The sequence below is a fragment of the Thalassospira sp. A3_1 genome (genome assembly GCF_017744215.1).
GTDB classification, from domain to species: Bacteria; Pseudomonadota; Alphaproteobacteria; order Rhodospirillales; family Thalassospiraceae; genus Thalassospira; species Thalassospira lucentensis_A.
In genome coordinates this window covers 1,247,513-1,267,541 of the sequence record NZ_JAGHQQ010000001.1, presented here as the reverse complement: position 1 = coordinate 1,267,541, position 20,029 = coordinate 1,247,513, and the positions used below count along the sequence as shown (strand labels likewise).

General features: G+C 53.5%; 21 protein-coding genes. 16 read left to right on the top strand and 5 right to left on the bottom strand.

Annotated elements, in window-relative coordinates; all coding sequences use genetic code 11:
• Positions 1 to 11: 11 nt before the first annotated feature.
• Together coaBC and J7395_RS05680 are read right to left on the bottom strand one after the other, a co-directional pair.
• Complete coding sequence (coaBC, locus tag J7395_RS05685) at positions 12 to 1,229, bottom strand: bifunctional phosphopantothenoylcysteine decarboxylase/phosphopantothenate--cysteine ligase CoaBC (RefSeq protein WP_209220803.1); 1,218 nt, start codon at positions 1,227 to 1,229, stop codon at positions 12 to 14.
• 145 nt (positions 1,230 to 1,374) lie between these two features.
• Positions 1,375 to 2,493, bottom strand: coding sequence for a polysaccharide deacetylase family protein (locus tag J7395_RS05680; protein ID WP_209220802.1), 1,119 nt, complete (start codon positions 2,491 to 2,493; stop codon positions 1,375 to 1,377).
• A 213-nt stretch (positions 2,494 to 2,706) separates the two neighbouring features.
• Between J7395_RS05680 and J7395_RS05675 the strand changes: the two genes are divergently transcribed.
• Together J7395_RS05675 and J7395_RS05670 are read left to right on the top strand one after the other, a co-directional pair.
• Positions 2,707 to 3,288, top strand: coding sequence for a malonic semialdehyde reductase (locus J7395_RS05675; RefSeq protein WP_209220799.1), 582 nt, complete (start codon positions 2,707 to 2,709; stop codon positions 3,286 to 3,288).
• Positions 3,289 to 3,534: 246 nt separating this feature from the next.
• Positions 3,535 to 4,944, top strand: a complete 1,410-nt coding sequence (locus tag J7395_RS05670) for an ATP-binding protein (RefSeq protein ID WP_209220798.1) — start codon at positions 3,535 to 3,537, stop codon at positions 4,942 to 4,944.
• An 84-nt stretch (positions 4,945 to 5,028) separates the two neighbouring features.
• On the opposite strand, the gene hslU is transcribed toward J7395_RS05670, so the two are convergent.
• Positions 5,029 to 6,339: an ATP-dependent protease ATPase subunit HslU gene (gene hslU / locus J7395_RS05665; RefSeq protein WP_209220796.1), complete on the bottom strand. Its 1,311-nt coding sequence runs from the start codon at positions 6,337 to 6,339 to the stop codon at positions 5,029 to 5,031.
• Between the two features lie 58 nt (positions 6,340 to 6,397).
• Positions 6,398 to 6,958 (bottom strand): ATP-dependent protease subunit HslV, encoded by a 561-nt coding sequence (gene hslV, locus J7395_RS05660; protein ID WP_062960281.1) that lies wholly within the window; start codon positions 6,956 to 6,958, stop codon positions 6,398 to 6,400.
• 207 nt (positions 6,959 to 7,165) lie between these two features.
• On the opposite strand from hslV, the gene ade reads away from it, so the two are divergent.
• The 13 genes from ade to J7395_RS05595 all read left to right on the top strand — a co-directional run bounded on the left by ade (position 7,166) and on the right by J7395_RS05595 (position 17,979).
• The gene (gene ade / locus J7395_RS05655) at positions 7,166 to 8,896 is read left to right on the top strand and encodes an adenine deaminase (RefSeq protein WP_209220791.1); all 1,731 of its coding nucleotides are present in this window, start codon (positions 7,166 to 7,168) and stop codon (positions 8,894 to 8,896) included.
• Positions 8,897 to 9,018: 122 nt separating this feature from the next.
• Positions 9,019 to 11,151, top strand: a complete 2,133-nt coding sequence (locus J7395_RS05650; protein WP_209220790.1) for an adenylate/guanylate cyclase domain-containing protein — start codon at positions 9,019 to 9,021, stop codon at positions 11,149 to 11,151.
• A 148-nt stretch (positions 11,152 to 11,299) separates the two neighbouring features.
• Positions 11,300 to 11,899: an imidazoleglycerol-phosphate dehydratase HisB gene (gene hisB, locus J7395_RS05645; protein ID WP_062960284.1), complete on the top strand. Its 600-nt coding sequence runs from the start codon at positions 11,300 to 11,302 to the stop codon at positions 11,897 to 11,899.
• Positions 11,900 to 11,970: 71 nt separating this feature from the next.
• Positions 11,971 to 12,402, top strand: a complete 432-nt coding sequence (locus J7395_RS05640; RefSeq protein WP_209220789.1) for a DUF2628 domain-containing protein — start codon at positions 11,971 to 11,973, stop codon at positions 12,400 to 12,402.
• A 5-nt stretch (positions 12,403 to 12,407) separates the two neighbouring features.
• Positions 12,408 to 13,058 (top strand): imidazole glycerol phosphate synthase subunit HisH, encoded by a 651-nt coding sequence (gene hisH, locus J7395_RS05635; RefSeq protein WP_209220788.1) that lies wholly within the window; start codon positions 12,408 to 12,410, stop codon positions 13,056 to 13,058.
• Positions 13,055 to 13,609: a GNAT family N-acetyltransferase gene (locus J7395_RS05630; RefSeq protein WP_247741967.1), complete on the top strand. Its 555-nt coding sequence runs from the start codon at positions 13,055 to 13,057 to the stop codon at positions 13,607 to 13,609. The genes hisH and J7395_RS05630 overlap by 4 nt, the downstream gene beginning before the upstream one ends.
• Positions 13,606 to 14,334 (top strand): 1-(5-phosphoribosyl)-5-[(5-phosphoribosylamino)methylideneamino]imidazole-4-carboxamide isomerase, encoded by a 729-nt coding sequence (gene hisA / locus J7395_RS05625; protein WP_209220786.1) that lies wholly within the window; start codon positions 13,606 to 13,608, stop codon positions 14,332 to 14,334. Before J7395_RS05630 ends, hisA begins: the two co-directional genes overlap by 4 nt.
• Before the next feature lie 25 nt (positions 14,335 to 14,359).
• A complete protein-coding gene (hisF, locus tag J7395_RS05620) occupies positions 14,360 to 15,121 on the top strand; it encodes an imidazole glycerol phosphate synthase subunit HisF (protein ID WP_209220785.1) in 762 nt (253 codons plus the stop codon).
• Between the two features lie 2 nt (positions 15,122 to 15,123).
• Positions 15,124 to 15,450, top strand: coding sequence for a phosphoribosyl-ATP diphosphatase (locus J7395_RS05615; protein ID WP_209220783.1), 327 nt, complete (start codon positions 15,124 to 15,126; stop codon positions 15,448 to 15,450).
• A gap of 32 nt (positions 15,451 to 15,482) precedes the next feature.
• The gene (locus J7395_RS05610; RefSeq protein ID WP_062949974.1) at positions 15,483 to 15,854 is read left to right on the top strand and encodes an HIT domain-containing protein; all 372 of its coding nucleotides are present in this window, start codon (positions 15,483 to 15,485) and stop codon (positions 15,852 to 15,854) included.
• Positions 15,855 to 15,911: 57 nt separating this feature from the next.
• The gene (locus J7395_RS05605) at positions 15,912 to 16,406 is read left to right on the top strand and encodes a DUF6314 family protein (protein WP_247741966.1); all 495 of its coding nucleotides are present in this window, start codon (positions 15,912 to 15,914) and stop codon (positions 16,404 to 16,406) included.
• Positions 16,407 to 16,421: 15 nt separating this feature from the next.
• Positions 16,422 to 16,841, top strand: coding sequence for a VOC family protein (locus tag J7395_RS05600; RefSeq protein ID WP_062949976.1), 420 nt, complete (start codon positions 16,422 to 16,424; stop codon positions 16,839 to 16,841).
• A gap of 178 nt (positions 16,842 to 17,019) precedes the next feature.
• On the top strand, positions 17,020 to 17,979 hold the full coding sequence (locus J7395_RS05595; protein ID WP_062960292.1) for a glyoxylate/hydroxypyruvate reductase A: 960 nt from the start codon (positions 17,020 to 17,022) through the stop codon (positions 17,977 to 17,979).
• Between the two features lie 84 nt (positions 17,980 to 18,063).
• Here the strand turns inward: J7395_RS05595 and J7395_RS05590 are convergent, their stop codons facing one another.
• Entirely contained in the window at positions 18,064 to 18,978 is a 915-nt protein-coding gene (locus J7395_RS05590; RefSeq protein WP_209220781.1) for a LysR family transcriptional regulator, read from the bottom strand.
• A gap of 123 nt (positions 18,979 to 19,101) precedes the next feature.
• On the opposite strand from J7395_RS05590, the gene J7395_RS05585 reads away from it, so the two are divergent.
• The gene (locus J7395_RS05585; protein ID WP_209220780.1) at positions 19,102 to 19,845 is read left to right on the top strand and encodes an SDR family oxidoreductase; all 744 of its coding nucleotides are present in this window, start codon (positions 19,102 to 19,104) and stop codon (positions 19,843 to 19,845) included.
• The last annotated feature ends 184 nt before the right edge of the window (positions 19,846 to 20,029 follow it).

Sequence of the window (20,029 nt, the reverse complement as noted above, 5' to 3'; positions counted from 1 at the left end):
AGTTATTCAAATCAGGCAAAATGCCGGGAAATTCGTTGCACAAGCGCACGTGCGACACCGGCCTTGCCCTGCCGGGGCCAGACCTCGTCACTGGCACCATCCGCGCCGGAAATCAGGAAAACTTCATTGTAATCACCACCAAAGGTGCCCGTACCCGGCGTCACATCATTGGCAAGAATCCAGTCGCATCCCTTGCGCGCCCGCTTGGCGCGGGCATGTTCGATGACATTTTCTGTTTCGGCTGCGAAACCAACAACCAAATCCGGGCGTTTTGGCCCTTTCTGGCTGATGGTCGCCAAAATATCCGGATTTTCCGAAAGCTTCAGGTCCGGAATCACACCCGACCCATCTTTTTTCAGTTTCTGACCGGCTTCTGCGGCCACACGCCAATCGGCAACCGCGGCGGCACATACCGCAATATCGGCGGGCAGGGCAGCCTGCACAGCATCCAGCATCTGCCGGGCCGTTTCGATCCGCACAACCTTTACCCCCGTCGGATCAGGCAAGCTGACCGGTCCGCTCACCAGCGTCACATCGGCTCCTGCAACAGCAAGTGCCGCGGCTATTGCATGACCCTGCTTGCCCGACGACCGGTTGGCGATGTATCGCACCGGATCAATCGGTTCGTGTGTCGGACCGCTGGTCACAACTGCCTTTCTCCCAGCAAGCGGCTTTCTGGCTGGCTGACCTTCCAGAAAATCAACAACCGCCGCAATAATTTCGGCAGGTTCCGCCAGACGGCCCGATCCGGTTTCACCGCATGCCAAATCACCCGTCGCCGGACCAACCCGCATTACACCGCGTCCTTCAAGAGTCGCGATATTTGCCTGTGTTGCTGCGTGATTCCACATTTCGACATTCATCGCTGGTACAACCATCACCGGCTTGTTGGTCGCAAGCAGGGCCGTCGTCGCCAGATCGCCCGCCTGTCCAGTCGCCATTTTGGCAAGAATATCCGCACTTGCCGGGGCGACCAGCACAAGGTCAGCCTCACGCGACAGGCGGATATGGCCCATTTCGGCCTCATCGGTCAGGGAAAAAAGATCCTGATAAACCTTGTTCTCGGTCAGGGCGGCCACCGAAAGCGGGGTTACGAATTCCGCACCACCTTTGGTCAGGATCGCTCGGATATTGATCTCCCGGTCGCGCAAGCGTCGGATCACCTCAAGAACCTTGTAGGCAGCAATGCCGCCCGAGATGATCAGAAGGATATTTTTTCCTGCTAGCACTGTGGTTACCAACTATTTACGTTGAAGAAGTGTGGTTAACCTACCTTCTCCGTTGATCCCGTGCAAGCGTCCAAAATGATCAGAAAAAACGCCACAGGTTCGTAAAACCTATGGCGTTGTTTTACTATTTATTTTCAACAATCTATCACGGAACGGTATAAAGCATTCCGAACCAGCGCCACCGGCCATTCGGCCCCATCGAGGTGCAATTGATCCGCCACCGTCCTGACGAAACCGTGGCATCCAGCCGAATTTCAACCCGTTCCTCGCCCAGCCGGTTCATGGTCGGTTCACCCTCCGACGGATAGCAGGCGACATCACCTGTCTTTTCCTTCAACGTGAATCCGAACGCTGGCGGGTTACGTTCAAGCGTATAATTTGGCGGGGTGACATCGCTGACCGGTAGTGGCAATGAATTGGCTGCCAGCGTAAAGCGGTCCATCTCGCCATAATTCTCGTTCATCGCAAAACGCGGCAGATACATTATGTCCGATTCTGTGCTCATGGCACCGCTTTGCTGGCCAAATGCCGCCTTGTAACCGGCCTCCTTGACCGCCGCGATCACATCATCACTGGCTTCCCCGTAAGGATACGCAAAAATGTCCGGAACAAAGCCCAGTTCTTCCTTGAAGCGCCGGGCAGAATGCGCAAGTTCCGCTTTCACTTCCTCGATCGACAAGCTCGGCAAATGCGAATGATGCTGGCTGTGGCCGCCAATGGTAACCCCGTCTTTGACCATCTCGCGCAACATGTCCCAGGTCATGTAGTTCTCGTACCCGGCATCGACCTGCTCGCTCGAAACAAATATTGTCATCGGCAGGTTGTGCTTTTTAAACGCTGGCCACGCAACATCATACACAGACCGGTAGGCATCATCGACGGTGATACCGATAGCGTAATCAGGCAATCCTTTGCCGTTTTGCATGGCATCGATGATTTCGGGGACACCCATCACCGTGTATTTTCCGTTTGTCAGCTCGCGAATATGTGCTTCAAATTGCGGCCCGCGAATATTGGTCGACGGGTAATCGGTTTCCGCAAACCGGTGATACATGAAGACAACGGCCGAGTTTGCATTACCTGACGGTGATTCTGCGGACGTGGTTGCACCACTTGTGCTGGCTTCCTGCGCAATCCCGGGCGAAACTCCAGCCGTCAGGCCAATCGCAAAGGCCGCACCAAATACCATGCAACGAAACATATTCACGCCATTGGCGCACACAACAGCGTCAGAATTTTGCTGCACATTAGTCTGTGATTGCATTGCCACATCCATCTTTATTTGCGACCCCACTCATTGGTCACTGCAGCCCCCAAAACCACAGCCTTGATTTCATGGTTTCCGGTAATTGTGTTTTTTGTGAACGTACCAGCGAACCAATTGTTTTTCCACAATTTCGTCACTGCGCTTGTGTATAGTCCTCCGTAGCCTAACTTCAGGATACCTGTTTCAACCGCAGCATTAACGGAGATTCGCATGCTTGATTCCGACGCACTCGACATCCTTTTCAACAAAGCCCGAACCCACAATTGCTGGCAGGATCGTGACGTCGATACGGCTCTGCTAAAAAAGGCATGGGACCTTACCGTCATGGGTCCGACCAGTGCGAACTGCGAGCCGATGCGGATTAAGTTCGTCAAATCACCCGAAGCCAAGGAACGGCTGAAACCTGCACTTTCTGAAGGAAATCTTGAAAAAACCATAGCAGCACCGGTGACTGCCATTATCGCCCATGACATGGAATTCTATGAAAAACTGCCGCAACTCTTCCCGCATACAGATGCGAGATCGTGGTTTGTCGGCAAGGATGACGCAATTGCCGCTACCGCATTTCGCAATGGTACGCTACAGGCCGGTTATTTCATTATTGCGTTGCGGGCTATGGGCCTTGATTGCGGCCCGATGTCAGGTTTTGACAATGCCAAGGTCGATGCCGAATTTTTTGCCGGTACCCCGGTCAAAAGCAATTTCCTGATCAATATCGGCTATGGTGATGCGTCAAAACTGTTTGCCCGCAGCCCACGTCTTACGTTTGACGAAGGAGCCGAAATTCTCTGATTTGTCATCGAAGGTCATAACCGACGCGGGACAACGGCGTTAACGCATTTGCATATTTATTGGCAAACTCGGCTTATACGCATGTATGATCACAGTTCAGACGACGTATTTTTTCAAGCTTTTCTGATGCTTGAAAACTGTCATCTAACTTTTATTTGATCTTTACTGGCGCATAATCATTTTAGTCCAAATTTTTTGCATGCGTTAACGCGTACCGGCACAGATCCCCGACATCAGGAGCATCCGTTGGGCTTTCGCCAATTGTTAATGACCGCATTTGCGGTTGGATTCCCGACTGCCACGATATTTATCATTCTGGCGGCGATGGAATTGCTTGGCTGGGGCACGGCGATCCTGTGTGCAACGCTGGCATGGCTTGGCATTGCCGGGGTCTTGCGCATCTATTTTGGCGATTTACGCCGTGTAGCACGCTACGCTATGGCTTTGCGTGACAAGTTCCGTGGCACACCGCCCCAGCATCTCTCTTTCGGTGCCGCGTCCGAACTATCGTCTCTTTATACCCAGATCGCCAGCACGTTTCGCGAACGCATCGCCCATCTCGAAGCGCAAACCAGTACGGATGCCGAAATTCTCGACCACCTGCCAAACCCGGTGGTGATGGTGAACCGGCAACGCGTTGTTACCGGCTTTAACCAGGCAGCGCGTGGCCTGTTCCACAATTTGGAAATCGGTCGTGATCTGACACGCTATATCCGCGATCCGATCCTGCTGGACGCCTTTGATGATGTCGCGGGCGAACGCGAGCAGATGAAACATGCCGAATTTATACTGGCAAGTGATGCCCATCGTCATTTCGATGTGCTAACCGCACGGTTGCCCGCAGCAACCGGCGACCGGAACTTTGTTCTGTCCTTCTCGGACCTGACCGAACTTCGCAAGCTTGAACAAATGCGTGCCGATTTCGCAACCGATGCCGGGCATGAATTGCGCACACCACTTTCAGTTTTGCTGGGCTTTATCGAAACGCTTGAAGGCCCGGCCAAAGATGATCCCGACGCCCTGAACCAGTTCCTGCCGGTCATGCGTGATCAGGGACAGCGCATGCAGCATCTGATCGAAGATTTGCTGTCACTCGCCCGGATTGAGTTGAACGAACATACTCCGCCATCCGATGACTGCGATATCGGCAGGATCATCGACAAAGTCGCACAGACTCTCGCCATGAAAGCCGAAGCGAAAGGCATGGAAATCAAGGTTTCCTGCGAACTCGACAACACGGAAATTGTTGGCGAGGAAAAGGAAATGACGCAGGTTTTCGTCAATCTGGTCGAAAATGCCATCAAATACAGTCACCCGAAAACCAGTATTGATGTCTCGATCACATTGGCCAAAAACACCCCCGGTGCATTAGCCCGTTACCGGCATGACCGTGTTCTGGCAGTCGCCATTCGGGATCATTCAGACGGGATCGCACGCGAACATCTGCCACGCCTGACCGAACGGTTTTACCGAGTGGATACAGCGCGGTCGCGGGCCGTTGGCGGCACCGGTCTTGGTCTTGCCATCGTTAAACATCTGGTGCAGCGCCACCGCGGCACAATGACTATCGACAGCGAACAGGGTGTCGGATCGGTCTTTACGGTCTATCTGCCTGCCAAGGCCAGCGATAATATCCGAACCTTGCATCGAGCCTGATTAAGGGAAGACCTGAATATCTCGCATGAAATAAAAAGACCGGCATCAAAATGCCGGTCTTTTGCTTTTCGCTATCGCCAAGGATCAAAGAATGAATTTCGAAAGATCCGCATCCTTGGCAAGCCCATCGACCTGTTCGCGGACGTAATTCGCATCAATCTTGACCGTCTCACCACCCCGGTCGGTCGCGGTAAAGCTGATGTCATCCAAAAGCTTTTCCAACACCGTATGCAGTCGACGTGCGCCGATATTTTCCACGGTTTCATTGACGCTGGCCGAAATGCGGGCAAGTTCATCAACTGCATCGTCGGTAAATTCCAGCGTAACATCCTCGGTTTTCAACAGTGCGACATACTGTTTGATCAGGGACGCTTCCGGTTCGAGCAGGATACGGCGGAAATCTTCCTCGGTCAGGGCTTTCAGCTCGACCCGGATCGGCAACCGGCCTTGCAGTTCCGGCAGCAGGTCAGAAGGCTTTGCCAGATGGAATGCGCCCGAACAGATAAACAGGATATGATCGGTCTTGACCGTGCCATGCTTGGTCGAAACGCTTGTACCTTCGATCAGCGGCAGCAAATCACGCTGGACACCTTCGCGCGATACATCGCCACCGCGTTCGGATCGTGCAGTGATCTTGTCGATCTCGTCAAGGAACACGATGCCGTTCTGCTCGACATTCTCGATCGCCTCGGCAGTAACCTTGTCCATATCCAGAAGCTTGTCGCCTTCCTCGTCGATCAAACGTTCAAACGCTTCCTCGACGGTCATGCGTTTTGGTTTGGTCTGACCGCCGAATGCCTTGCCAAACACGTCCGACAGGTTAAGCATCCCCATCTGTGCGCCCGGCATACCAGGGATATCAATGGTCGGCATCGAGGATGAACTGCTTTCCTGGACATGGATTTCAATCTCCTTGTCCTGCAATTCGCCTTCACGCAGCATCTTGCGGAATTTCTGGCGGGTATCGGCCGATGCATTTTCACCAACCAGACCATCCAGAATGCGTTCTTCTGCCTGCATTTCCGCCTTGGCATGGACTTTCTTACGCATACTTTCGCGCGTAAGGTCCAACGACACTTCCAGAAGGTCGCGAACGATCTGTTCGACATCACGGCCGACATAACCGACTTCGGTGAATTTGGTGGCTTCGATCTTGATGAACGGGGCTTCTGCCAGTTTGGCAAGACGCCGGGCAATTTCGGTTTTGCCGACGCCGGTCGGGCCGATCATCAGAATGTTTTTGGGCAGCACTTCATTGCGCATATTGTCGTCAAGTTGTTGACGCCGCCAGCGGTTGCGCAAGGCAATGGCGACCGCGCGCTTGGCATCTTTCTGGCCGATAATATGGCGATCAAGTTCGGATACGATCTCGCGCGGGCTGAAATGTTGGGTCATTAAATTTATCCGTTAGTTCTTGCGACGGAAATGCGATGTCAGGCCCGAAACGGCACCCTTATTTCGCATCCTCGATCTTTTCCAGCGTAACGCTGTCATTGGTGTAAACACAGATATCACCGGCAATCGCCATGGCTTTGCGGGCAATTTCCTCGGCACTCAGATCCAGATCAATCAGGGCCCGTGCGGCGGCAAGGGCATAGTTCCCACCCGATCCGATGGCGATAATGCCGTCTTCAGGTTCAAGCACATCCCCCATCCCGGTCAGGACCAGCGATACATCCTTGTCGGCCACCGCCATCATGGCTTCAAGCTTGCGCAGATAACGGTCCGTGCGCCAGTCCTTGGCCAGTTCGACACAGGCGCGCATGGTCTGGCCCGGATGACGATCCAGTTTGGCTTCAAGACGTTCCAGCAGGGTAAAGGCATCCGCCGTTGCCCCGGCAAATCCGACGATGATCTCGCCTTTCTGGCCGATACGGCGCACTTTGCGGGCGTTGCCCTTGATTACGGTCTGGCCCAAAGAAACCTGACCATCACCGGCAACCACCACTTCATTGCCCTTGCGCACCGACAGGATCGTCGTGCCATGCCAGCTCGGCTGCGATTGTTCGCTCATAAATAATCCCTAGATTTTCATCCAATGTGTTCGATCAAGAGTTAGCACGCACAACCGCCCGGTCAAGGGCCAAGCCCCGCGAACCACAATTGCCGATTCACAAACACTGTTTCAAAGCGAAAGAGGTTAAAAAATTCAGGGCGTATCGCCGCCACATGCTTTACCCTTGGTCGATAAAAGAATTTCAAAGAATGAAGGACGATAGTCATGAGCAATCCCGACCTTGCCCACACCCATCTTGGCAAATGCATTATGGCCGGTCAGGGCAGGATCAAGGCCGATCTGGTCCTGCGCAATGTCAGATTGCTTGATGTCATCACCGGCAAAGTAACTGAAACCGACATTGCCATTGTCGGCGACCGGATTGTCGGCACCCACGCCAAATACGAAGGTGATCGCGAAATTGACTGTACCGGCAAATTCGCCGTTCCGGGCTTCATCGACACGCATCTGCATATCGAAAGCTCGCTCGTCACACCGCTTGAATTTGATCGCTGCGTCTTACCGCATGGTGTGACCACGGTCCTGTGTGATCCCCATGAAATTGCCAATGTTCTGGGCGCAGACGGAATCAGATACTTTCTGGATTGCGCCGAACGGTCCGTGATGGATATCCGCGTCAATCTGTCTTCCTGCGTTCCTGCTACCGGTTTTGAAACATCGGGTGCGCAGCTTGAAATCAATGATCTTCTGCCTTTCCGAAACCATCCCAAGGTTGTAGGGCTGGCAGAAATGATGAATTATCCCGGTGTGCTGAACCTTGATCCCGGCATCATGGCAAAACTTGAAGCCTTTCAGGATGGGCATATTGATGGGCACGCACCACTGGTTCTGGGCACTGCACTGAACGGCTATATGGCCGCGGGCATTCGCACCGATCACGAGGCAACATCCGCCGCCGAAGCGCGCGAAAAGCTTGCCAAAGGCATGGCGATCCTGATCCGCGAAGGATCGGTTTCCAAGGATCTTGAGGCACTGGCCGAAATCCTTGATGAAAACACTTCAAGCTTCGTTGCACTGTGTACGGACGACCGCAATCCGCTTGATATCGGCGAAGAAGGTCATCTTGATAGCCTTATTGAAAGATTAATCGGTCATTTAAAGGCACGTAATTGCCCAATCCATCATGTCTATCGCGCGGCATCGCATTCGGCGGCCCGTATTTTCGGGCTACGTGACCGCGGCCTGATCGGGCCCGGTTGGCGGGCCGATATCGCGATCCTTGATGATCTGGAAACCTGTGCGGTCAGCGACGTGATTGCCGGTGGACGACTGGTCACCAACGGTCTGTTTGACGCCCGCGAAACCGTTGCGCCAATTGGTTTAACATCAATGAAGGCCAAACCGGTCAACGTCGAGGCCTTCATAACTAAGCCCAAACCGGGTCAGAATCAGACCCCGGTGATCAAGGTCAAACCCGGTCTGATCCTGACCTTCCGAGATGAAGCCACCCTCGAAATTGGTGAAAACGGCCTGACGCCCGATCTTGAAAACGATGTGATCAAGGTGGCCGTCGTCGAACGCCATGGCAAGAACGGAAATATCGGGCGCAGTTTCGTCCGTGGTTTTGGTCTGAAACGCGGGGCAATTGCATCTTCGGTCGGCCATGACAGCCACAATATCACCGTGGTCGGTGCCAATGACGCGGATATGGCCACCGCCGTCAATCGCCTGATCGAATTGGGTGGCGGCTTTGCCGTTGCAGATGGCGGCAGGATCACGGCCGAACTGGCGTTACCGGTCGCCGGACTAATGAGCAGGGAACCGTTTGAGGTCGTCGAAAACGACCTGATCACACTGCGCGCTGCGGCCAAGGATCTTGGCTGTGTTTTGCCCGAACCGTTCCTTCAAGTCGCCTTCCTGGCCTTGCCGGTAATCCCGCATCTGAAAATGACCGACAAAGGCCTGTTTGACGTCGACAAGTTTGACTTTGTCTGACCTTTTGGCACCTTTAGCCTGTTCTAATGGATGGGTTTTCATCCTAATGCGCAATACCACATACCAATCTTCAACCCGGAAAAGAAATATCTGATCCCGGGAATTGACGATGGGGTGAACAGGTGAAGATCAGACTGCAAATAGGTGTGACCACCGCGTTCACAGCAATCGCGGTATTCATGATCGGGATCACTGTTGCCATTCTTTACCAAAGTAATCACCAGCTTGCATTGGAAACAGCGCGATCCGAGATGACCTCCGCGCGGGAAAATACGGTTGAAAACCTGATAAATGTGATCGTCCCGGTCGGGCAAGTGGTTGAAACAACCGTTGATTTTATCAAAACCTTCCCAGAAGCCATAACCGAACCGCGTAGCGGGGCTGTCATGGCAAGCCAGATCAAACCCTATTCCTATATTTACGGCTTGTTCTTTGGCCTTGAGGATCAAGGGCAATTTTATCAGGTCGTACAAGTCCCTGTCGGCGTTGCGGAATTTGGTCCGAACAAGAGCCCGTTACCCGCAAATACCAAAATCATCTATCGCACAATCGACGGACCGACCAATGATATGATCGAAACGTTCCTGTATCAGTCATCTTGGGGAACGGTTACAGGGCGCGAAAAGATCAACGTTGAATATGATCCCAGAACCCGCCCTTGGTACGAAGGTGCACGTAAGCAAGACGAGATTTTCGTAAGTAGCTTCTACATTTTTAATAGCACCGGAAAACCTGGGGTTACCTTTGCCAAACGGGTGACAGATACCGACGGAAAACTCTTGGGTGTTGTCGGCGCGGACCTGACAATGGACAAGATCACAAACATCCTGAACGACATCCGGATAGGCAACGAAGGCCGCGTCTTTCTGCTTGATAGGGAGGATGGTGTCATCGCCTATAGCGGGACACGTGACGATGCCACCGATCTGAAATTTACCGAAGCCGGCAATCGTAAAATTGATGATTCCATTGTCGAAACGGCGATTACGCAATGGATAAAAAGTCGCGAGACTTTCTTCGATTTCACAGGAACCAAAGATGGGCGTAGATACCTGGCATCCGCAGCGCCCATTCCCGAATTATTTGGTATTTCCCCAACACTTGGCTTCATCGTACCCGAAGATGAATTTGTCGGTGCCATCAAGGAAACCACCCGAAACGTTTTGCAGATTGCGGCAATCATCATCGTTGTTACCGTTATTCTGATCGTTATCATATCGCGCATGCTAAGCCGCCAGCTTAATGCCGTAGCGTTGGAGGCCGAGAAAGTCGGCCATTTCGATCTTGAAGGCGACTTTCAGATGTCGTCCCATATTTACGAAGTCAGTGCGCTGGCCAATGCGGTATCGAATATGAAAGTAAGTCTGAAGAACTTTGGCTCTTACGTACCTGTTGATCTGGTGAAGTCGATTGTTGCCTCTGGCCACCCCGTCGAAATCGGAGGTACATCGCGCGAATTGTCGATCATGTTTACCGATATTGAGGGCTTTACCGGCAAGACCGAAAGCTATGCGCCAACGGCATTGATGCTTGAACTGTCAAACTACTTTGCGGCCATGGAAAAGGAAATCACCGCCAATGGCAACGGCACGATCGACAAATATATTGGCGATGCGATCATGGCTTTCTGGAACGCCCCGACAACGGACCCGGATCATGCCGTTCATGCCTGCCGGGCTGCATTGGCCTGCCGACATGCCGGACGGCAATTGAATTCGATTTCCAGCCAGTCGGAACTGTTTCCCCTACGTACACGGTTCGGTCTGCATTGCGATCAGGTCGTGGTTGGCAATGTTGGGTCGAAAAGTCGCATTCAATATACCGCATTGGGTGCAGCGGTTAATCTTGCCTCCCGGATAGAGGGGCTGAACAAAATTTATGGCACCCGCATTCTCGCCAGCGGCACCATCGCCCGAAAAGCACAGGAAAACTTCCTGTTTCGTTTTGTGGACCGCGTTTCCCCGGTTGGCACAACCCTTCCAGTCGATATTTTTGAGCTGTTGGGCGAAAAGGACGAAGCAAATAGTGACCTCTCTGCCACCAAAGAACAATATGACGAGGTCTCCAAGTGGAACGCATGCATGACGCTTTATCGAAACCGCAACTGGCAAGAGTCTCTGGAAGCCTTTAATGCCCTGAAAACGCACGCGAGCGTGGACAAACTTGTTTCGATCTATATCAAACGTTGCCGACAATTCATAAAGTCACCGCCACCTAGCGACTGGGGTGGCGTTTCCCATATCGAAACCAAATAAACCTCCCGCTAAGCAACCCGACCCGGCCAACTGCAGGCTCCGGACATATTTGCGGCCAATGCGTAGCCGGTTAAACTGGCTTTTCGCTGCTGTTATTGCTAAATACGACCCAACAGATGCATCGATACCTGCAGGAAAGGAGCTTTGCATGCGCAAGGCCCGCGTAGAGCGCAATACCAACGAAACACAGATCACGGTCGAGCTTAATCTTGACGGAACCGGCATCTATGATGTCGAGACCGGGGTTGGCTTCCTTGATCACATGCTCGAACAGCTTTCACGCCATAGCCTGATGGACCTTAAAGTCCGGGCCAAGGGCGACCTGCATATCGATTTCCATCACACCACCGAAGATACCGGTATCGCCATTGGTCAGGCCTTCTCTCAGGCACTGGGCGACAAAAAGGGCATCAATCGTTACGGCAGCTGCCTGCTTCCGATGGACGAGGCACTGACACGTGTCGCGCTGGATTGTTCAAACCGCCCCTATCTGATCTGGAATGTCGAATTTACCCGCGACAAACTTGGCGATATGGACACCGAACTGTTCCGCGAATGGTTCCAGGGCTTTGCCCAGGCCGCAGGTCTGACGCTGCATGTCGAAAACCTGTATGGCGATAACAACCATCATATCGTCGAAAGTGCCTTTAAGGCGCTGGCGCGGTCCCTGCGCAGTGCGATCGAAATCGATCCGCGCAAATCCGATGCCATTCCCTCGACCAAGGGTGTTCTCGGCGGGTCGCTTTAACCCGCCAGATGCCCCTGATCTGATCCGAATGACCGGGTGACGCATCACCCGGAACAGGAAGTCGGTTTTCGATGAAGGTTTACACAGTTCATACCCATCCCGGCGATGCCGATCCGATGGAAAATGCGATCCTGATCCGCGAAGGTTTCAATTTCTGGGCCTTTATTTTTAGCGGTATATGGGCGCTTTATCACCGTTTGTGGGCCGCTTTTTTTGGCCTGCTTGGCGTATCGCTGATTTGCAATCTGCTGATCTATGTGTTTGACGGCGGACCGGAAATGGATTTTGCCCTCGCCCTTGCGACCGGCATCGGTTTTGGCCTGATTGCCAATGACTTGCGCCGCAAGAAGCTTACGGCCCGTGGCTGGAAGCTTGTCGAAATTGTCGCTGGCCCCAACGAAAACGCCGCCGAACATCGCTTCTTTGATCGTCTGCGTAGCGGTCAGGCGTCTTACAATAACCCGCAAATTGCTGCACCCACCCCCTTATCCGGGAGCACCTAATACCCATGAGTGTTGCGATTATTGATTACGGCTCAGGCAACCTGCGTTCTGCTGCTAAGGCGTTTGAACGCGCGGCCCGCGAAAACGGCATTTCCACCGATATCATTGTCACCGATGATCCGGAAAAGGTCCGCAATGCCAGCCATATCGTCCTGCCCGGTGTTGGTGCCTATGCTGATTGCCGGGCCGGACTTGATGCCGTTACCGGTATGGTCGAAGTTCTGAACGAACAGGTCATCAAGGGCGGCAAGCCATTCTTTGGCATTTGTGTCGGCATGCAGTTGATGTCATCCGTCGGGCGTGAATTTGCCGATACCCGGGGTCTTGACTGGATCAAGGGCGAAGTGGTTGCGATTGAACCCGCCGACCCGTCGCTTAAAATACCGCATATGGGCTGGAACGAGCTGGTGCTTGATCCGTCGGGCAGGAAACATGCCGTACTATCGGGTGTTTCGGATGGTGATCACGCCTATTTTGTACACAGCTATCACATGCATGTGCAAAACCCGGACGAGCGTCTGGCATCGGTCGAATATGGCGGGGCGCTGACCGCAATGATCGGGCGTGACAACATGATCGGCACGCAATTCCACCCGGAAAAAAGCCAGAAAACGGGACTTACCATCATTGGTAACTTCCTGGGATGGAAACCATGACCGCACCCAGCAATACGATCGAACCCGGTGTTACCGCCGAACGCGTTACGGAACTTAGTGCGGGCGACCTTTCCGACATCGTTGATGCCTGTACCCAGGCAATCATCGAAGGCGGTGGGTTTGGCTGGTTAACACCGCCGGATCGTCCGGATATGGAAAAATACTGGCGCGGCGTTTTGCTGATGCCGGGACGTCATCTGTTTGTATCACGCGTTGACGGTGTGATTTCCGGGGCCGCACAGCTTCTTGAAACACCTTCCAACCTTGAAGCACAGCGCCATTCGGCCCAGATCACCGGCCATTTCGTGGCACCGTGGGCGCGCGGGCGCGGCAATGGAAAGGCCATCGTGCGCAGCATCGAATTTTATGCGCGCGAACGCGGTTACTCTGTTTTGAAACTTGATCTTCGTGAAACCCAGACTGCTGCCATCGCACTTTATAATGGGCTGGGTTATGTCCGCTGGGGTATCAATCCTTATTATGCGATGGTCGACGACAAAATGGTCGAAGGTTACTACTACACCAAGAAAATACAGGACACTGACCAGTGAATCTCTATCCGGCAATCGACCTTAAAGATGGTGCCTGCGTTCGCCTGCTGCGCGGTGATATGGACAAGGCCACCGTATTCAACAACGATCCCGGCGCGCAGGCCGGTGAATTTGTTGCTGCTGGTTGCCATTGGGTCCATATCGTTGATCTGAACGGTGCCTTTGCCGGAGAACCGGTCAATGGGGCGGCTGTCGACAGCATCCTTGCCGCCGTTTCGGACAAGGCCAAAACACAGCTTGGCGGCGGTATTCGCACGATGGAAACGGTTGATTACTGGCTTAACAAGGGTATTACCCGTGTGATCCTTGGCACTTTGGCCCTGCGTAACCCCGAATTCGTCAAGGAAGCCTGTGCAAAATGGCCGGGCCGGATTGCGGTTGGTATTGATGCGCGCAATGGCTATGTCGCGGTCGAAGGCTGGGCCGAAACATCCGAAGTCACCGCCCTTGAACTGGCGCAAAAGTTCGAGGATTGCGGTGTCACCGCGATCATCTTTACCGATATTGACCGCGATGGTGCGATGGGCGGTCCGAATATTGAAAGCACAGTGGCTCTTGCCAGTGCGATTTCGACCCCGGTCATCGTATCAGGCGGAGTTTCATCCCTGGATGATCTGATAGCGGTTGCCAAACATACTGATGCCGGGATTGACGGCGCGATTTCCGGACGTGCGCTTTATGACGGCCGTATTGATCTGGCAGATGCCATCAGGGCATTGTCCTGAACGGACCCAAACAGGATAACCGACCATGTTGAAAACCCGTGTCATTCCCTGTCTCGACGTTAAGGACGGTCGTGTCGTCAAAGGGGTCAATTTCGTTGATCTGGTAGATGCCGGCGATCCGGTAGAACAGGCGCGCATCTACGACGCCGAAGGCGCTGACGAGCTTTGCTTCCTTGATATCACCGCATCAAGCGACAATCGCGATACAATTTTCGACGTCGTCGCTCGCACGGCAGAAGCCTGCTTTATGCCTGTCACCGTCGGCGGTGGCGTACGCACGCTTGAAGACATTCGCAAGCTGCTTCTGGCCGGTGCGGATAAGGTTTCGATCAACACGGCTGCGGTCAATAACCCCGATTTCGTGCGCGAAGCAGCACGCAAGTTCGGGTCACAGTGCATTGTGGTTTCGATTGACGCCAAATCAACCGGCCCGGACAAGTTTGAAATCTTTACCCATGGCGGCCGAAAACCAACCGGAATTGATGCTGTTTCGTTTGCAAAACAAATGACCGAATATGGTGCCGGGGAACTTCTGGTCACCTCTATGGATCGGGATGGCACCAAGTCGGGCTTTAACCTGCCCTTGACGCGATCAATTGCGGATGCCGTACATGTCCCGGTGATTGCATCGGGCGGGGTCGGAACACTGGACCATATGGTCGAAGGTGTTACCGAAGGCCACGCATCTGCGGTTCTGGCCGCATCAATCTTCCATTTCGGGACCTATCGCATCCGCGAGGTCAAAGACCACATGAAAGCAGCCGGTATCCCGGTCCGCGAGGGGTGATTATGACCGATCAACATATCCTTGATCAGCTTTACAATGTGGTCTCGGCCCGAAAGGGCGCAGATCCCGAAACCAGCTATACCGCCAGACTTTTTGCCAAAGGCACGGCAAAAATCGCCCAGAAAGTTGGCGAAGAAGGCGTTGAAACCGTGATCGCGGCCCTTGCCGAAACCCCGGAAAAAGTCGCATCGGAAAGTGCCGATCTGCTTTATCACCTGACCGTGCTTTGGGCCGATCAGGGAATAAATCCGGAAGACGTGTGGAACATTCTGGCCGAACGCCAGGGTATTTCCGGTATTGCCGAAAAGGCATCCCGCACAGATAAGTAGGGTCATATCCCGTCAAGACCAGGAGCATCCCCATGGCCGTCTCTGCCTATGATCCGCAAAACATCTTTGCCAAAATTCTTCGTGGTGAAATCCCGTGTAACAAGGTTTTTGAGGACGATCATGTCCTTGCATTTCACGACATCGCCCCGCAGGCCCCGACCCATATCCTTGTGATCCCAAAGGGTACCTATACCAGCTATGACGACTTTGCGACCAACGCATCGGACGCGGAAATCATCGCCTATACCCGCGCAATCGGCAAAATTGCCGCCGCGGCAGGCGTTGTCGAGGACGGTTACCGTCTGATCGCGAATACCCGCGATCATGGCCGTCAGGACGTCCCGCATCTGCATGTCCATATCATTGGCGGCAAGAAGCTGGGCCTGATGTTGCCAAAAGACTAAGGTTAACGCCCGCGAAACCAGAATTCAGGGCAGGGCAACCAAGGCGTCCCTGCCTTTTTGCTTTATTGGAATGTCATGATCCAACCTGTCCCATCCACCGCAACGATTTTCCAAAACCTCCCGGGTCACTGGACGCTTGAGCGCGACCTTGGTCCCACAGGAAAGTTCAGCGGCAATGTGACCTTCCACATGGTAGAACCGGAAAAGGCAGGTTTTCTGCGCTATCGAGAGGAAGGGATTCTTGAACGCGGCGATGGCAAACGCTTTGACGGTTATCGCGAATATGACTTCGTCCTGCATGAAGACCTACCCGCGATCGAGATGCTGTTTCGTGATCCATTAAGCTTTGGCAATCGCTATGTGCTGCTGCAATTTGATGAGGATACTGCCGACGAAGGATACAGCGCACGCGACATTCACCCCTGTGGGGAGGATTTTTATCATCATTGCATGATCTGGTATGATAAAAATCATTTCGAAATGAAAATAAAAATAATAGGCCCAAAGAAAGATCATTTGTTGCACAGCATTTATCGCAGAAATTTTCCCTAACGTTATGAGGTTCCCATGTCGCTACCCCCGTTCCATCTGGCGTTTCCGATTAAATCGATTGCCGATACCCGCGCGTTTTACATCGACATCCTTGGTTGTGACGAAGGCCGTTCAACCGAGGCGTGGATTGATTTCGATTTCTTTGGTCATCAGCTTTCCGCGCATGTTCGCCCCGAAGCAGGGCAAAATGCCGGTGCCGGAAATGTCGATGGTGACGCGGTACCCATCCCGCATTTCGGCGCAGTTCTGGAATGGGAGAAATGGCATGATCTGGCAGATCGCCTGAAAGCTTCCGGGGCCAAATTCCTGCTAGAACCGAAAATCCGATTTAAAGATGAACCGGGCGAACAGGGAACTTTTTTTGTCGAAGATCCGGCTGGCAATGGCCTTGAATTCAAGACATTCCGCGATCCGGCGATGATTTTTGCGCACTGATTTACCTTATCATGCCGCCTTTGGGCGAGCTGCCAACCGACTTTGATCACAGTGCCGGAACGCTTTGCTCTGCAATGCGTTATATGATCAGGTAATATTAGCGATACTGGTCCCAACCGATATCCGCGACACCCCAAAATCATCGACCCATTTCATCCGCCCGTCAGGAGAATTACCCATGTCTGCCGCCAGCTCCACCGCCAATGCCAACCCGAAAATCCTGATTGCCGCAGCGGGCGTGGACGAAAAATGGAAAGAGGCAATGGTTTCCAGACTGCCGGATGCAAATATCGTCACCCAACACGAAAATTACGATCCCGCAACGATTGACTTTACCCTGTTGTGGAAACAGCCGCAGGGGCTGCTTAAAAGTCTGACGGGGCTTCAGGCTATCTTCTCGCTTGGCGCGGGCGTGGATCATGTGCTTTCGGCCCCCAGTCTTCCGACGGATGTGCCGGTCATTCGTCTTGAAGATGCCGGTATGGCCGATCAGATGGTGCAATATCATCTATATGCTGCCCTGCATTTTATGCGTGATTTCGATATTTACGCCCGCCAGCAAGCCAAGGCCGACTGGACCCAGCATGATGTTGCCCGTATTTCCAAATGCCGGGTTGGCGTGATGGGGCTGGGGGCACTTGGTGCTGCGGTTGCCAGCGCATTGACGCAGCTAGGCTTTGCCGTATCAGGCTGGAGCCGCACGATGAAGGCGATTGACGGCATTACGACCTATGCCGGGTCCGAAACCCTGAGCGAGTTCCTGTCACAGTCTGACATCCTGATTTGCATGTTGCCGCGCACCGCCGAAACCGAAGGCGTTTTGAATGGCAAGACCCTGTCACACCTGCCAAAAGATGCCGCTGTCATCAATGCCGCACGTGGCGCGATGATTGTCGAGGCTGATTTGCTACGCCTGCTTGACACTGGTCATCTGCGCGGCGCGTTCCTTGATGTTGCGGTCACCGAACCGCTACCCGAAAGCCATCCGTTCTGGGATCATCCAAAAATCCGCATCACGCCGCATATCGCGGCCGCGACCCGGATTGAGGAATCGGTCGATCAGATCGCCGAAAATATTGATCGCATCACCCGCGGCGAAACCCCGCGCGGCCTTGTTGATCGTAAAACCGGATACTAAGCCGTAACGACAACACGGAAGGGAAGGGATGAGATGGTATCACTAGCCATTCTGGAGGCCAGTGTTATTCACGGCAAATCTCAATCAGCCTGCCATTAGCCCTTCGACCCCATTGGCAAAAAGCTGCCCCAACCAGTCGGTAAACACACGAACGCGCGGTGAAAGTTGCCTGTTCTGTGGATAAAGCACCGATACAGGCATCGGTTCCGGTGGATATTGCGGCAGGATTTCGACCAGCCGACCGGCCTTCAGATCGGCCACCGCACGGTAATGCGGGACCTGAATGATTCCAAGTCCTGCAATAGCTGCCGCCATATACAGATCCGCACCGGTCACGGAAATATTGGCCGGAATCTCCACCTGCCGCACAAGACCGTTAATTGTGAAATCAAGTGGCATCGGCTTGGCATCCGCCCCGGAAAGGAAGGAAACAACCCGGTGCCCCTGGCCTTCAAAATCCTCGATCCGTTCGGGCATGCCATATTTTTCAAGATAACCCGGGCTTGCAACCGTCACCTCGGGCATTGTTGCCAAACGACGACCGATCATGGATGAATCGACCAACTCCCCACTGCGCAACACACAATCATATCCTTCATGAACCAGATCGACATAGCGGTCACCATCCGCCACCACAAGCGTGATATCGGGATATTCATCCATGAATGCGGGCAGGGCAGGAATGACAAACATCCGGGCTAGTGTCCCCTGAAGATTGACGCGCAAAAGCCCTTTGGGCGCACACGGTCGAAAAAGGCCATCGGCTTCCTCCAGTTCGCCCAGTATCCGGATACAGCGCTTGTAATAGGCTTCACCATCCAGGGTTGGCCGAACCTGTCGGGTGGTCCGGTTCAGAAGCCGCGTGCCCAACCGTTCTTCAAGGCGCTGAATGGTATTGGTCATGGTGGCACGCGGGATCTGAAGATCCGTCGCTGCCTTGGTAAAGCTGCTGCGCTCGACAATGCGAACGAAGTTCCGCATCTCCTCGAACCGGTCCATCGTATTTCCAATTGTTGTAGATAATCGAACAGTATTGTCGATTATGGCGTAATTATCCCAAATGTCATCCGGTTCATACTCCGCCTATCAAAATTGGTTCATCACCAAACAGGAGAACCCGACATGACAAACGCGAATGAAACCAGAACCGCCATCATCACCGGTGCCGCACGCGGCATTGGTGTCGCCCTCGCCAAACGTCTGGCACAGGATGGCTTTGCGGTTGTTATCAACTATGCCAACAGCGCTACCAGCGCGGACGCCCTCGTTGACGAACTGACGGCAGGCGGCCATCAGGCGATGGCAATCAAGGCCGACATCACCAATGCAGATACCGTCAAACAGATGTTTGATCATGCCGAAACCCGTTTTGGCGGGGTTGACGTCATTGTCAATAATGCCGGTATCATGACAACACAGCCAATCTCAGAAATGAGTGATGCGGTCTATGACGCGATGATGGATACCAATGTACGCGGCACCTTCAACATGCTGCGCGAGGGGGCCAAGCGCCTGCGTAACGACGGACGTGTCATCAATATTTCGACCACCGCCCTGCATCTGAAATTGCCGGGTTATGCTGTTTACAACGCAACCAAGGCAGCGGTTGAAGCGATGACAGGTGTTTATGCCAAGGAACTGCGTGGTCGTAACATTACGGTAAATGCCGTTGCCCCCGGCCCGGTTGCAACCGAACTGTTTCTGAACGGCAAGACAGATGAACAAATCGCGCAGTTTTCGAAAATGCCGCCGATTGAACGTCTTGGTCAGCCCGAAGACATCTCTGGCGTCGTTTCCTTTCTGGCCGGACCGGATTCCGGTTGGGTCAACGGACAGACGCTACGCGCCAATGGCGGGCTTGCCTGATCCAAATGCCAAATTGATTGCCTTGCCGCCTTTCCACCGATCCCGCGCGTCAAGGAAATTTAACATGGGTGTCGTCCTGAATAAGGACGGCACCTTTGCCGTATCACGAAAACCCTATTGCCAAAACAGGGACGAGGAACTCGCAAAAACACCGGCATGCAAATTGGCAAGCATCCGATTTTGC

Excerpts from the sequence above, each read along its gene's own strand:
- hslV (WP_062960281.1), bottom strand. The coding sequence starts at position 6,958 with ATGAGCGAACAATCGCAGCCGAGCTGGCATGGCACGACGATCCTGTCG.
- hisF (WP_209220785.1), top strand. The coding sequence starts at position 14,360 with ATGTTGAAAACCCGTGTCATTCCCTGTCTCGACGTTAAGGACGGTCGT.
- hisH (WP_209220788.1), top strand. The coding sequence starts at position 12,408 with ATGAGTGTTGCGATTATTGATTACGGCTCAGGCAACCTGCGTTCTGCT.
- J7395_RS05640 (WP_209220789.1), top strand. The coding sequence starts at position 11,971 with ATGAAGGTTTACACAGTTCATACCCATCCCGGCGATGCCGATCCGATG.
- J7395_RS05600 (WP_062949976.1), top strand. The coding sequence starts at position 16,422 with ATGTCGCTACCCCCGTTCCATCTGGCGTTTCCGATTAAATCGATTGCC.
- J7395_RS05610 (WP_062949974.1), top strand. The coding sequence starts at position 15,483 with ATGGCCGTCTCTGCCTATGATCCGCAAAACATCTTTGCCAAAATTCTT.
- J7395_RS05630 (WP_247741967.1), top strand. The coding sequence starts at position 13,055 with ATGACCGCACCCAGCAATACGATCGAACCCGGTGTTACCGCCGAACGC.
- hisB (WP_062960284.1), top strand. The coding sequence starts at position 11,300 with ATGCGCAAGGCCCGCGTAGAGCGCAATACCAACGAAACACAGATCACG.
- J7395_RS05590 (WP_209220781.1), bottom strand. The coding sequence starts at position 18,978 with ATGGACCGGTTCGAGGAGATGCGGAACTTCGTTCGCATTGTCGAGCGC.
- J7395_RS05615 (WP_209220783.1), top strand. The coding sequence starts at position 15,124 with ATGACCGATCAACATATCCTTGATCAGCTTTACAATGTGGTCTCGGCC.
- ade (WP_209220791.1), top strand. The coding sequence starts at position 7,166 with ATGAGCAATCCCGACCTTGCCCACACCCATCTTGGCAAATGCATTATG.
- hslU (WP_209220796.1), bottom strand. The coding sequence starts at position 6,339 with ATGACCCAACATTTCAGCCCGCGCGAGATCGTATCCGAACTTGATCGC.
- J7395_RS05680 (WP_209220802.1), bottom strand. The coding sequence starts at position 2,493 with ATGCAATCACAGACTAATGTGCAGCAAAATTCTGACGCTGTTGTGTGC.
- J7395_RS05595 (WP_062960292.1), top strand. The coding sequence starts at position 17,020 with ATGTCTGCCGCCAGCTCCACCGCCAATGCCAACCCGAAAATCCTGATT.
- J7395_RS05585 (WP_209220780.1), top strand. The coding sequence starts at position 19,102 with ATGACAAACGCGAATGAAACCAGAACCGCCATCATCACCGGTGCCGCA.
- J7395_RS05675 (WP_209220799.1), top strand. The coding sequence starts at position 2,707 with ATGCTTGATTCCGACGCACTCGACATCCTTTTCAACAAAGCCCGAACC.